The organism is Chitinophaga silvisoli (assembly GCF_003412465.1).
GTDB lineage: Bacteria > Bacteroidota > Bacteroidia > Chitinophagales > Chitinophagaceae > Chitinophaga > Chitinophaga silvisoli.
Genome location: NZ_QTJV01000003.1, coordinates 215,938 through 227,979, shown reverse-complemented (window position 1 = coordinate 227,979; position 12,042 = coordinate 215,938). Strand labels below are relative to the sequence as shown.

11 protein-coding genes and 1 tRNA gene are annotated in these 12,042 nt (G+C 45.4%); 6 read left to right on the top strand and 6 right to left on the bottom strand.

Annotation, left to right across the window (positions count from 1 at the left end; genetic code table 11):
- The first annotated feature begins 3 nt into the window (after window positions 1–3).
- From DXN04_RS11930 to DXN04_RS11905, 6 genes are all read left to right on the top strand, one after another.
- Entirely contained in the window at window positions 4–1,188 is a 1,185-nt protein-coding gene (locus tag DXN04_RS11930; RefSeq protein WP_199415026.1) for an MFS transporter, read from the top strand.
- 100 nt (window positions 1,189–1,288) lie between these two features.
- Window positions 1,289–1,370, top strand: a tRNA-Leu gene (locus DXN04_RS11925).
- Between the two features lie 173 nt (window positions 1,371–1,543).
- Window positions 1,544–2,926, top strand: a complete 1,383-nt coding sequence (gene tig / locus DXN04_RS11920) for a trigger factor (RefSeq protein ID WP_116853582.1) — start codon at window positions 1,544–1,546, stop codon at window positions 2,924–2,926.
- A complete protein-coding gene (gene clpP / locus DXN04_RS11915) occupies window positions 2,916–3,626 on the top strand; it encodes an ATP-dependent Clp endopeptidase proteolytic subunit ClpP (RefSeq protein WP_116853581.1) in 711 nt (236 codons plus the stop codon). Before tig ends, clpP begins: the two co-directional genes overlap by 11 nt.
- A gap of 132 nt (window positions 3,627–3,758) precedes the next feature.
- A complete protein-coding gene (clpX, locus tag DXN04_RS11910; protein WP_116853580.1) occupies window positions 3,759–4,994 on the top strand; it encodes an ATP-dependent Clp protease ATP-binding subunit ClpX in 1,236 nt (411 codons plus the stop codon).
- 78 nt (window positions 4,995–5,072) lie between these two features.
- Window positions 5,073–5,276 carry a hypothetical protein gene (locus DXN04_RS11905; protein ID WP_083724144.1) on the top strand — a complete coding sequence of 68 codons (204 nt, stop codon included), beginning with the start codon at window positions 5,073–5,075 and terminating at the stop codon, window positions 5,274–5,276.
- Window positions 5,277–5,573: 297 nt separating this feature from the next.
- On the opposite strand, the gene DXN04_RS11900 is transcribed toward DXN04_RS11905, so the two are convergent.
- The 6 genes from DXN04_RS11900 to porX all read right to left on the bottom strand — a co-directional run bounded on the left by DXN04_RS11900 (window position 5,574) and on the right by porX (window position 11,932).
- A complete protein-coding gene (locus DXN04_RS11900; protein ID WP_116853579.1) occupies window positions 5,574–7,199 on the bottom strand; it encodes an NADP-dependent glyceraldehyde-3-phosphate dehydrogenase in 1,626 nt (541 codons plus the stop codon).
- A gap of 140 nt (window positions 7,200–7,339) precedes the next feature.
- Entirely contained in the window at window positions 7,340–8,479 is a 1,140-nt protein-coding gene (locus DXN04_RS11895; RefSeq protein WP_116853578.1) for an acyl-CoA dehydrogenase family protein, read from the bottom strand.
- Window positions 8,476–9,117, bottom strand: coding sequence for a ComEA family DNA-binding protein (locus tag DXN04_RS11890; RefSeq protein WP_116853577.1), 642 nt, complete (start codon window positions 9,115–9,117; stop codon window positions 8,476–8,478). The genes DXN04_RS11895 and DXN04_RS11890 overlap by 4 nt, the downstream gene beginning before the upstream one ends.
- Window positions 9,118–9,269: 152 nt before the next feature.
- A complete protein-coding gene (locus tag DXN04_RS11885; RefSeq protein ID WP_116853576.1) occupies window positions 9,270–10,034 on the bottom strand; it encodes an MBL fold metallo-hydrolase in 765 nt (254 codons plus the stop codon).
- A complete protein-coding gene (locus tag DXN04_RS11880; RefSeq protein ID WP_116853575.1) occupies window positions 10,031–10,363 on the bottom strand; it encodes a hypothetical protein in 333 nt (110 codons plus the stop codon). Before DXN04_RS11880 ends, DXN04_RS11885 begins: the two co-directional genes overlap by 4 nt.
- A gap of 15 nt (window positions 10,364–10,378) precedes the next feature.
- The gene (gene porX, locus DXN04_RS11875) at window positions 10,379–11,932 is read right to left on the bottom strand and encodes a T9SS response regulator signal transducer PorX (RefSeq protein WP_116853574.1); all 1,554 of its coding nucleotides are present in this window, start codon (window positions 11,930–11,932) and stop codon (window positions 10,379–10,381) included.
- Window positions 11,933–12,042 lie beyond the last annotated feature (110 nt).

Genomic DNA, 12,042 nt, shown 5'->3' with positions numbered 1-12,042 from the left:
GTCATGGAACATAAGCACCTTGGAAAAGCAGACACCGCGTTTATGGCGGCCTGCACCGGATTGATCGTCGCCAACATATATTATTGCCAGCCCCTGATCGTTTTGATCTCCAAAGAATGGGGGCTGAAGGAAAGCGCCGCGGGGCGTGTCACTTACCTTACCCAAATCGGTTATGCATTGGGTTTATTGCTCCTGGTTCCCCTGGGAGATATCCTTGAACGTAAGAAACAGATCCTGATCACTACGCTGATAGCGGTAGGCGCTTTATTGCTGGCAGCCACTGCACAGAACTTTATCGTATTGCAGGCAGCGAGTCTGCTGATTGGTATTACATCGGTAGTACCGCAGTTAATATTGCCCCTGGCGGCTCACCTGGCTCCGGATCATAAGAGAGGGAGTATTATAGGGGCTATCATGGGGGGATTGCTGGTAGGGATCCTGGCCTCGCGTTCAGTAAGCGGTACGGTGGGGGCTTTGTTTGGCTGGAGAGAGATGTACTATATAGCGGCAGGTATCTGTACAGTGCTGATGGTATTGATGTACTTCAGGTTCCCGGAAAGTAAACCGACGCTGAAGAGCGATTATGGAGAATTGATGCGTACGGTAGCACATTATGCCCGCACGCATCCCCGGCTGCGGGAGGCATCAATTATGAATGCCCTGTCATTTGCCGTACTGAGTGCTTTTTGGGTGACGATGGTCTTATTTCTTTCCGATGCACCTTTTAGATATACTTCGGCACAGATCGGCATGTTTGGGATAGCGGGAGCTGCGGGAGCGCTGGCAGCGCCATTGGTAGGTAAGTTGAGCGATGGCCGGGACCCGAGAAAGAACATTATAATTGGGTTAGTGCTGGAATTGCTGAGTTTTGGAACTTTTTATTTTACCGGCAGTGGTATTATTTTATTGCTTATTGGTATTGTTTTGCTGGATGTAGGTCATCAATCTATCATGGTGACTAACCAGACAATAATATATGCTTTGAAACCAGAGGCGAGGAACCGGTTTAACACGGTGTATATGACGACGACTTTTATAGGAGGAGCGGGTGGTTCGGCGATAGGGTTATGGTTCTGGAACCATGGGCAGTGGCCGGTAGTATGTGGGGGTTGTACGGTAATAGTACTTATAAATGTGGCCTTATTTTATATGTTCAGGCCGGCGAGCGTCAAAAAGGCATTGATTTAAGTGCAGACATTTTTTTTAAATTCATAAAAAACAATACCTTTGCCGTCCTTTCCCCAGCATGTCAAGGCAGAGGAAAGTAGTTCTTAACACGTTAGTGTATGCGGGTGTGGTGAAATTGGTAGACACGCCAGACTTAGGATCTGGTGCTTCACGGCATGGGGGTTCGAGTCCCTCCACCCGCACTTTTTTTATACATTCCGGCATACAGCTTATAAAAAATATTGCCATTAAGGCACTAAGTCACTAAGTAACTCCCACATAGCTGCCATTCCTTCGTGCCTTCGTGACTTCATGGCAGAACTTTCAATTCAGGAATTATTATTGCTTCATACAAGAACATTTATTAAAATTAATTATGGCAACCGTTACCAGAGAAAACATCGGTTTATTGAATGATAAGATCACTGTGAAAGTGAGCCAGGAAGATTATCTTCCCAATTATGACAAAGCAGTAAAGCAGCTCAGCAAAACCGCCAATATACCAGGCTTCCGTAAAGGGATGGTGCCAGCAGGGATGGTGAAAAAAATGCACGGTCAGGCCATTTTTGCGGATGAAGTTCTGAAAACTGTAGAAAAAGAACTCACAGGCTACCTGCAGAATGAGAAAGTTGAGATCTTCGCTCAGCCGCTTTCCCTGGAGAAGGAAGCTAAAAATTTCGATCATAACAATCCTACCGAATATAACTTCGATTTTGAAATTGGCCTGAAGCCTGCTTTTGAGGTAACTCCGCTGCAGGATGGTAAAACTACCCTGAGCCGTTACAAGATTAAAGTGACCAGCGAAATGTTGGACAAAGAAGTTGAGAACCTGCTCGAAAGAGGCGGTAAGAATGAAGAAACTGATAAAGTATCTTCCGAGAATGATTTCCTGACTGTTAAGTTCGAAGAGAGCGATGAGGCAGGTAATGTACTGGAAGGTGGTATTCAGAAAGAAAATGCCATTAAGTTAAAGCAGTTCTCTGCTCCGATTCAGGAACAGCTGAAGGGTAAAGGAAAGGGCGATAGCATCGTATTCTTCCTGGCTACTTCATTTGATGCAGCTGCTTTACATGACATTCTGCACGATCTGGGTTTCCATGGTCATAACGATGCAGATGCACAACGTTACTTCAAACTGACTATTGAGAAAGTAGAAGTAATTGTAAAAAGGGAACTGAATGAAGAATTCTTCAAAGAAGTATTCCCTAAGGATGACGTTACCACAGAAGAAGCCTTCCGTGAGAAACTGAAATCTGAAATAGAAAAGTACTGGGATTCCGAGAGCCGTAATCACCTGCACAACGAACTGTTCGAGGTGCTGGTACACGAAACTCCTATTGAACTGCCCAAAGAATTTCTGAAACGCTGGCTGCAGCAGGGTGGCGAAAAGCCAAAAACTGCTGAAGAAGCCGAAAAAGAATATCCTGGATTTGATCATCAGTTGCGCTGGACTTTGATCAGCGACAAACTGATCCGCGAAAATAAACTGGACGTATCCTTTGATGAACTGAAGGAAAGCGCCAGGCAGAAAGTAATGGGCTATTTTGGTGGTGCGGCTGCTGCAGATGGTGCAGAATGGCTGGATAGCTACCTGGAGCGCCTGCTGCAGGATGAGAAATTCGTAGATCAGACTTATCGTGAGATGGTGACTCAAAAACTGTTTGATTGGGCAGAACAAAAGGTAAATGTGAAGGAAGAGGAAGTAACAGCCGAAGAATTTGCTAAATTACCTAATAAACATCACCATCATGAACATTAATAACGAATTCAGGAAATATGCCATCCAGCATAGAGGGATCAGTAGCCTGGTAGTAGATAGCTATACCCGTCACCAGATCAATGCCTTAACTCCCAATATCATCGAGGAACGCCCGATGAACATGGCGATTATGGACGTGTTTTCCCGTTTGATGATGGACCGCATCATCTTCATGGGCGATCCGGTAAATGACTATGTAGCTAACATTATCACAGCACAGCTGCTGTTCCTGGAGTCTACCGACCGTACCCGCGATATCCAGATGTATATCAATAGCCCGGGGGGTAGCGTATATGCTGGTCTGGGTATCTACGACACCATGCAGATCATCGCTCCTGATGTAGCGACAATCTGTACAGGTATGGCTGCTTCTTTCGGAGCCGTACTGCTGGTGGCTGGTACCAAAGGCAAACGTACTGCGCTGAAGCACGCTCGTGTAATGATTCACCAGCCTCATGGCGGTGCTGAAGGACAGACCTCCGATATCGAGATCACTGCCCGCGAGTTCGTAAAGCTGAAAAAAGAACTGAACGAAATCATCGCCGGACATTGCGGTCAGCCTGTAAAGAAAGTTGAAAAGGATTCTGATCGTGACTACTGGATGACTGCCGATGAAGCAAAAGAATACGGTATCATCGATGACGTACTGACCAGGAACCCTAGAAAGCAACAGCTGATCGACGGTACTACGCCTCAGTAATTAGTTTTAAATTCTATAAGAAGCAAAATTTAGAAAGAGAAACCGCGTCTTCACAGCCGGTTTTTCTTTTTAACTTTTGCTTTTCTTTTTAAATAATACCCTTTCCCCCTTTTAATTGTACCTTTGTAAGCTATGAAAGAGTCCAAAATACGTTGTTCATTCTGTAATCGTTCAAAAGATGAAGTACAGATATTGATAGCTGGTGCAGATGGCCATATTTGTGAGAACTGTGTGGCCAACGCACAGGAGATCATAGAACAGGAATTGTTTCAACAGCAGGGTAAAAAAGCCCCTTCCCATTTTGTTCCGAAAGTGGCCAAGCCCCAGGAGATCAAGAAATTCCTCGATGAGTATGTGATCGGACAGGACGATGCAAAAAAAATACTGGCAGTAGCCGTTTATAACCACTACAAGAGACTGAACCAACAGGTTGGTGATGACGATGTGGAAATCGAGAAATCCAATATCATTATGGTAGGTGAAACCGGTACGGGTAAAACCCTGCTGGCTAAATCCATTGCCCGTCTGCTGAATGTTCCGTTTACGATCGTAGATGCGACCGTGTTTACTGAAGCCGGTTACGTGGGTGAAGATGTGGAAAGCATCCTGACCCGCCTGCTACAGGTATGTAACTACGACGTAGAGGCTGCTGAAAGAGGTATCGTATATATTGACGAGATCGATAAAATTGCCCGTAAAAGCGATAATCCTTCCATCACCCGCGATGTGAGTGGTGAAGGTGTACAGCAAGGCCTGCTGAAACTGCTGGAAGGTACAGAAGCATTAGTACCTCCACAAGGTGGTCGTAAACACCCTGAGCAGAAACTGATCAAAGTGAATACACAGAATATCCTGTTTATTTGCGGTGGTGCATTCGACGGTGTCGATAAGATTATCAGCCGCAGGGTACAGACACATTCTATCGGTTTCACGGTGAATAAAGAGAAAGAAGAAGAGAACAAGAAACATATACTCCGTTATATCAACTCACAGGACTTAAAAGCATTCGGCCTGATTCCTGAATTGCTGGGTCGTCTGCCAGTGGTCACTTATCTGAACTCTCTGGACAACGAAGCGCTGAAAGCGATTCTGACAGAACCTAAGAATGCCCTGGTAAAACAATACAAGAAACTGTTCAAAGTAGAAGGTATTGACCTGGTTATAGAAGATGATGCAGTAGATTATATTGTAGAAAAGGCAATGGAGTACAAATTAGGTGCCCGTGGTCTTCGTTCCATCTGCGAAGTAGTACTGAGCGATGCGATGTTTAACCTGCCTTCTTCCAACGAAAGTTCTTTTGTGCTGACAAGGGCATATGCAGAAGAAAAACTGGATAAATCAACACTGGTGCAGCTGAAAGTTGCCTAAGTTGTAAATGATATTATTTTAAAAAGGGCGGACGATGATCGTTCGCCTTTTTTGTTACCTTTAAATCAAATAATTAATATGGACCTCTTAAAAGAACTGAAAGAAAGAGCCGGTCTTAGCAATGAACAGGCCATCAAGACCTTTGAGATACTGAAAGAGTATGTAGGTGGTAAGGTGCCCGTATTCCTGGCAGGCACTGTCGAAAAATGGTTTAACGACATCGAAAAGAAAGCCGAAGCAGCTGGCAAAGAAGAAAAGGAGAACGACTTCCTGGAACACTAAGCATAAGACATTGGCACAATAAAAAAGGCATCCTCTGAGAGGATGCCTTTTTCTTTTGGTTGCGTAAAAGTTGTTTCGATTGTCTTTTCTTTTTGTAGGAGGTTGATAAATTGGTAAAGAGTGATGAATTAACCCAAATTTAACGTTCTTAATTCAAAAATCCAGCACCTTATTTAGTTTATACTCACTTTTTTATCAAAAAGTTTAGACACCATCAATACATTAAACTTTTACCATATGGCTAATAACCTTACAAATAAGAGTCTAACTCGAAAAAGAGCAGTGATAGAATCTTGTTTAAAAGATATATTTTGTTGACAAAAAGTTTGAACTCTGCTCACTTACGATCTCATTTAAGAGATTTTTATTCTCCTCCGTCTGTTTTGTAGCCACCATTGTACGAATAGAGAATGCACGCAAGGCATCGGGAACACTAAGTGTTCCTTCGGCAGAATCCTTTCTGCCTGTGAATGGGAAGATGTCAGGCCCACGCTGACACTGACAGTTTATATTCACCCTGCTTACCTGGTTTACCAGCGGATCTATCAGCGAAGCCAGTTCGTCTGCATCATTGCTAAAGAGACTTACCTGCTGGCCGTGATCTGACTGAATCAGGTAATCGATTGGTGTTTCTATATCGTCAAATGGCAGGATCGGAATCACAGGACCAAATTGTTCTTCCCTGTACAGCTTCATCTTATCATTCACCGGGTATAACACTGCCGGATATACAAAAGATTCGAAGGTAGTGCCGCCGTTTTCATTCATCACCTTCGCTCCATTTGCCAATGCATCTGCTATGCATTCCTGCAGATAAGCGGGTTTCTGTGGTTCCGGCAATGGAGTGAGGAATACATCTTTCTCCCATGGCATACCAATTTTCAGTTTGCCGACTGCAGCACTGAATTTTTCAATGAAGGCATCGGCTACCTTCTTATGCACATAAATGATCTTTATAGCCGTACAGCGCTGCCCGTTGAATGAAAGTGAGCCCAGTACACATTCTTTTACCGCGAGGTCTAAATCGGCCTTTTCTGTGATAATGGCGGCATTCTTTGCATCAAGTCCCAGAATTGCACGCAGGCGGTTTACCTTCGGGTGCATCTTCTTCAGCTGGTTTGCCACCTTGCTGCTACCGATCAGGGTGAGTACATTGATCTTGCCGGACTCCATCAGGGGGGCAATAATCACGTTTCCACGGCCATATATAGTATTCACTACGCCTTTGGGGAAACAGCTTGCAAAAGCCTCCAGCAGTGGGTAGTGCAATAAGGTACCATGCTTTGGAGGTTTAAACAGCAGGGTATTGCCCATGATGAGAGCTGGAATAAGCGTGGTAAAGGTTTCATTCAGCGGATAGTTGAATGGTCCCATACACAGCACGACACCTAATGGAGAGCGGCGAATCTGACCTATAATACCCTGTTCTATTTCGAAACGGCTGGAATTGCGGTCCAGATCTTTCAATGCATCGATGGTGGCATTGATGTACTCAATGGTACGGTCAAATTCCTTTACAGAATCTGCATAGGACTTCCCGATTTCCCACATGATCAGTTTTACAATCTCGTCTTTCTTAGCAATCATTTTGCCTGTGAACTTATCCATGCAGGCAATTCTTTCGGAGACAGGCATGGTAGGCCATTCTCCGCGGCCATCGTTGTACGCGAGTACAGCTGCATCAAGGGCAGCGAGGGCTTCTGTTTGTCCGCACAGCGGATAGGAGCCGATTACTTTTCTTTTGAGGCCTTCTGGAGTCTGGACAGCAACCGGGGAAAGAACGGTGTGGACATCACCGTTCCAGGGTCTCATTTCACCGCCGGAGAGGTATTCACGCTGGTGAATCTCTTCCGGTAGCAGAAAGTTTGCCGGGATGGCATCTGCCGTCGGGAACATTTGATGTAATTGTTCTTCAAAGGTCATGACATAGTAGTTTATATAGTTGAAAGATAGTAAATAGGTTATAAAAAATAACCGCCTAAGATTACTGATGCCTTAGGCTCAATAATCTTAGGCGGTGTAGATGGCCTTTGGCCAGCTTCAGGAATGCGTTTAACAGTGAATTACTTCAGGGCTTCACGGGCAATGACGAGCTTCTGGATTTCAGAAGTTCCCTCTCCTATTGTGCATAACTTCGCATCTCTGTAAAACTTCTCTACAGGAAAATCTTTCGTATATCCATATCCTCCGAACACCTGCACGGCTTCGTTCGCCGTTTTCACCGCTACTTCCGAGGCATAGTATTTAGCCATTGCAGCATGTTGGGTCACTTTCAGGCCTTTGCTCTTGCCCGAGGCAGCCTGCATGGTGAGCAGCTCCGCAGCCATGATCTCTGTAGCCATATCTGCCAGTTTGAAAGAGATGCCCTGGAAGCTGGCAATGGGCTTATCGAACTGGTGACGCTCCTGCGCATATTGCAGGGCGGCTTCGTAAGCTCCCTTAGCGATACCCAGAGAGAGGGCGGCAATAGAGATACGCCCCCCATCCAGCACTTTCATTGACTGAATGAAGCCTTCTCCTTCATTGCCCAGCATATTGGCGGCTGGTATACGGCAATTATCAAAAATCATTTCGGCGGTTTCCGAGGCACGCATGCCCAGTTTATTTTCCTTTTTACCACCGCTAAAGCCGGGTGTACCTCTCTCTACGACAAAGGCTGTCATACCATGACTATCCCTTACATCGCCGGTACGGGCTATTACTACTGCCACATCCCCGCTTTTGCCGTGGGTGATCCAGCATTTGGTACCATTCAGGACCCATTCATCTCCCTCCTTCTTTGCCACGCATTTCATATTCATGGCATCGGAGCCGGTATTGGGTTCTGTGAGGCCCCAGGCCCCCAACCACTCGCCGCTGGCCAGTTTAGGGAGGTAACGTTTCTTTTGTTCTTCAGATCCGAATTGTAAAATATGGCCGGTACAAAGGGAGTTGTGCGCGGCGACACTGAGGCCGATAGCACCACAGAAACGACTGATTTCGCTGACTACGGTGACATACTCAAGGTAGCCTAGGCCACTGCCACCGTACTCTTGTGGTACTAATACCCCCATTAAGCCCAATTCGCCAAGTTGTTTAAAAAGAGGGGCCGGGAAGGTTTGGGTTTCATCCCATTCCATAACGTTCGGTTGAATGTGCGACTTTCCAAAATCCCTGATCACTTGCGTGATCTGCTGCTGCATTTCTGTAGGTTCGAAGTTCATATTGGGGGTTTTTCTGTTTTGATGTAATGTTCAATTTTACGATAAATACTGTCATCCACCAATGGTATGCCAAGAAGGTCAGTAGCTTGGCTAAAAGGCCCGTTGTTACTGCGATACAGTACAATTAAGCGCGCCAGTTTATACCTTATGTAAGGATGTTGGGCCAAAGTTTGCTCATCTGCACTGTTGAGGTCCAGTTTTTTTAGTGAAACCGCATTCAATCGCAGGTAAGGTTGAATTTTGTTAAATGTGCTATCTGGCAGGCCATAAGTTTCCCTGATCTGGGAGATGGCATAAAAACCGCCCAGTTTATCTCTAAAGCGGATAATTCGTGCAGCCAGCACAGGTCCTATTCCTTTCAATGACTCCCAGGCTGTTGAATCAGCCCTGTTGATGTCGATGGCGATTACTGATTGCCGGGGGTGGGAAAAGGTAATATGTTTTTTAGGCGGAGGCGGCGTTTTTTTTAATGAGTCCTGGAAAGCAGCAATTTCCTTGCTGAACAGTGTATCTGTACCTGGTTGGAGTGGAAAATAGTGTGCCACTATTGCCGGTGTATAAATACTGATAGTGGTCAACAGCAGCAGGGCTACGATGCCTCTTCTCTCAAGCGCTGTGAAGTGCCGGAATGGTTTCATAGGTTAACAAACTTGTCTTTGTAATTTAAATGAAAAAAGAGGATGGATCAAAAGTAAAATTTCCAGGATTTAATCCGGGTACCTGGTGGAGAACATTTCTCAATGCCCTCCTTTTACTTTTTATACACGCTCTTTTCACTGTGGGGGCACACTTAGAGAATGATCTCCAAACCGTCGTATGCCAGTGCCATTCCTGCTGGAAGCTCTTTAGACACTTCTGCATGTAGGCCCATCTGGTGGCTGATATGCGTGAAGTATACCTGGGGTATTTTTAATTCCCGGGCAAGGGCAATTGCCTCTTCCAGGGTGAAATGAGAGATATGTTTCTCCCTGCGCAGGGCATTTACTACCAGTATGCGGGAGCCAAGGATCTTTTCTTTTTCTTCAGGGGCGATGAAGTTCGCATCCGTGATATAAGTAAAGTCGCCAAAACGGAATCCCAGTACCGGCATTTTGTGATGCATAACATTGATCGGAATGAATGTCATCCCATTTACATCAAATGGTTCACTAGCTATGGTACGGAGGTTCAATTCCGGAATACCCGGGTATTTATGCTCTGCAAATGCATAGGCAAATTCACGCATGATACTTTCCTGTGTAAACGTTGTCGCATAAATATCGATCGCTCTCTGCTGAAAATAATTGAAAGCACGGATGTCGTCCATACCGGCTATATGATCTTTGTGAGAGTGGGTTATCAATACCGCTTCCAGGTGTTTTACTTCTGCTCTCAGCATCTGGTAGCGGAAGTCCGGGGTGGTATCGATCACGATATTGCCGGCGGGGGTATCGGATATGAGAATACTGCTGCGCAGGCGCTTGTCATGCTTATCGGTAGAAGTACATACCTGGCAGCCGCAAGCTATGACGGGTACGCCCTGGGAGGTGCCTGTTCCTAAGAAAGTTACTTTCAATTCTCTGATGGTTGTTCTGGTGAAGGAGGAGTGGATTCTTCGTCGGCCGCATCAGCAGCGGTATTCCTGTTTTCCACTATTTGCTTGTACAGCTTCAGGGATTCAGGAGTCAGCACATTTTCATCCAGTTCCATAGAGCCCAGGATATCCAGCAGGGTATTGATACGCCCTTCCAGGTTCAGGAATTTATTAACTACCACGACCTTTTTATGTTCGAGTACACAATAGCCTGAGTTGAACGTTCCTTTTTCAAAACGTAACTCATACTTAGCCTCTCCAAAAATCTTTTCGAGGCGGGTCAGGTTATTGGGTGTCACTTTGAAGTTCATGGCACAAAAATAAGATTATTTACTCACCAACCTTGCTACAGGTACGATCACCTCTTCGAGCGAAATACCACCGTGCTGGAAGGTATTGCGATAGAAGTTCACAAAGTAGTTGTAATTATTAGGATAGCAGAGGTAGCCATCTTCTTTTGCAAAGATGTAGGAGGAGTTTACATTCGGCTTGGGTAAGCCTGCTTCGCGCGGGTCTCTGAAGGCCAGTACTTCTTTGGCATCGTAGTTCAGGTTGCGGCCGTGTTTATAACGCAGGTTGGTAGTGGTTTGTTTATCACCGATTACTTTTACCGGGGTTTTCACTCTTACATTGCCATGGTCGGTTGCGATGATCAGGTTGATCTTCCTGTCTGCCACCTTACGCAGTGCCTGGTGCAGCGGAGAGTGTTCGAACCAGCTGGCAGTAATAGAGCGGTAAGAGGTTTCATCCCCTGCCAGTTCCTTCAGCACTTCCATTTCGGTACGTGCATGACTGAGCATATCCACAAAGTTGTACACAATTACATTGAGCGGATAGGCAAGCAGGTTATGAATATTGTTCACCAGGTGCTGACCATCATTATGGGTGGTTACCTTCGTGTAGGAGAAGCGGGCATCCATTTTCAGGCGCTTCAGCTGATCGGCAAAAAATTCTTCTTCGTGCAGGTTCTTCCCTCCTTCTTCATCATCATTTTTCCATTGCTGGGGAAAACGGCTTTCGATATCTACAGGCAGCAGGCCTGCGAAGATGGCATTGCGGCTATACTGAGTAGAAGTAGGGAGTATACTATAAAAAGTATCTTCACTGACCAATCTGAATGAATCGAGGAAGATAGGCAGGATGGCTTTCCACTGGTCCAGGCGCAGGTTGTCTATAATAATGAAGAAGTTAGGCACTTCATTGTCCAGCTGAGGCACTACTTTCTCTTTGAACACAGTGTGCGACATCACAGGGGCATCTTTGGCCTTGGGACTTACCCAGCTGGCATAATTGCGGGTGATGAATTTGGCAAATTCTGTATTGGCTTCTGCCTTTTGGGTATTTAAGACCTCCATCATTTCCGGGTTGTTGGTCTTGGCCATTTCCATTTCCCAGTAAACCAGCTTCTTATAGAGGTCCATCCACTCATTGTAGTCGGGTCCCGAGTTCAGGGCCATGAACAGGGAGCGGAAGTCCTGCTGGTAGGCAATAGTGGTCTTTTCGGCCACAAGTCTTTTATTATCAATGATCTTTTTTAAAGAAAGCAGTACCTGGTTGGGATTCACAGGTTTGATGAGGTAGTCGGTGATCTGGGAGCCGATGGCTTCGTCCATTACATTTTCCGCTTCATTTTTGGTGATCATGACTACGGGGATCTGCTGATCTATCTCCTTAATCCTGGCAAGGGTTTCGAGTCCGGTAATACCTGGCATAGACTCATCCAGCAGCACTACATCAATCACCTGTTCCTTCAGAAATTCCAGGGCATCATATCCGTTGGTAAGGGCTGACACTTTGTATCCCTTATTTTCGAGGAACATGATTTGCGATTTCAGTGATTCTATTTCGTCATCTACCCAGAGTATATTTATTTGACTCATGCAAGTATTAGTTAGAGTAAGATAAAATTAGTTTCATTCGGCAACTATTTAGCCAATATACCATTCTCTACGGTCAAAAAATGTTCCCTAAGTACGATATTGGCACAATA

Bases quoted from the DNA above. Each gene is read 5' to 3' on its own strand.
- DXN04_RS11930 (WP_199415026.1), top strand. From the start codon at position 4: ATGGAACATAAGCACCTTGGAAAAGCAGACACCGCGTTTATGGCGGCC.
- tig (WP_116853582.1), top strand. From the start codon at position 1,544: ATGGCAACCGTTACCAGAGAAAACATCGGTTTATTGAATGATAAGATC.
- clpP (WP_116853581.1), top strand. From the start codon at position 2,916: ATGAACATTAATAACGAATTCAGGAAATATGCCATCCAGCATAGAGGG.
- clpX (WP_116853580.1), top strand. From the start codon at position 3,759: ATGAAAGAGTCCAAAATACGTTGTTCATTCTGTAATCGTTCAAAAGAT.
- DXN04_RS11905 (WP_083724144.1), top strand. From the start codon at position 5,073: ATGGACCTCTTAAAAGAACTGAAAGAAAGAGCCGGTCTTAGCAATGAA.
- DXN04_RS11900 (WP_116853579.1), bottom strand. From the start codon at position 7,199: ATGACCTTTGAAGAACAATTACATCAAATGTTCCCGACGGCAGATGCC.
- DXN04_RS11895 (WP_116853578.1), bottom strand. From the start codon at position 8,479: ATGAACTTCGAACCTACAGAAATGCAGCAGCAGATCACGCAAGTGATC.
- DXN04_RS11890 (WP_116853577.1), bottom strand. From the start codon at position 9,117: ATGAAACCATTCCGGCACTTCACAGCGCTTGAGAGAAGAGGCATCGTA.
- DXN04_RS11880 (WP_116853575.1), bottom strand. From the start codon at position 10,363: ATGAACTTCAAAGTGACACCCAATAACCTGACCCGCCTCGAAAAGATT.
- porX (WP_116853574.1), bottom strand. From the start codon at position 11,932: ATGAGTCAAATAAATATACTCTGGGTAGATGACGAAATAGAATCACTG.